Here is a 518-nt window from a genome sequence, read left to right on the forward strand (position 1 = left end):
GGCCCCGCTCGGGTGGGCGCTGCTCGGCGCGGTGCTGCTGGTGCTGCTCGTGGTGTGCGCGAACGTGGCCGGGCTGCTGCTCGCGCGCGCGGCGGCGCGGCGGCGCGAGATGGCCGTGCGCGCGGCGATCGGCGCGAGCCGCGCGCGCCTGGTGCGGCAGCTGCTGCTGGAGATCGGCGTGCAGGCGGCGCACGGCGCGGTGCTCGGCTTCTGGCTGGCGTTGCTGGCGGTCGCCGAGGCGGGCGCGCGCGTCGCCGGGCGCGTGCCGTACTGGATCGACCTGCGCGTCGACTGGCGCGTGGCGGCGTTCTGCGCCGCGCTGACGACGCTCGCCGCGCTGGCCAGCGGGCTCGGGATCGCGCTGCGCGCCTCGCGCCCGAACCTGCGCGGCGCGCTGCAGAACGCGGGGCCCAACGCCAGCGCGACGCGGCGGCAGGGGCAGGCGCGCCCGGCGCTGGTGGTCGCGGAGCTGGCGAAGTCGGAGGGCCAAGCGGTCTTAGGAAGACAAATCGTGGTCT

General features: G+C 78.0%; 1 protein-coding gene. It reads left to right on the forward strand.

What is annotated here, in order from left to right:
- The coding region (locus PYV61_RS26545) for an FtsX-like permease family protein (RefSeq protein ID WP_275836897.1) at positions 1–518 on the forward strand (518 nt) is incomplete at both ends.

This window comes from Roseisolibacter sp. H3M3-2 (assembly GCF_029211165.1).
Classification (GTDB): domain Bacteria; phylum Gemmatimonadota; class Gemmatimonadetes; order Gemmatimonadales; family Gemmatimonadaceae; genus Roseisolibacter.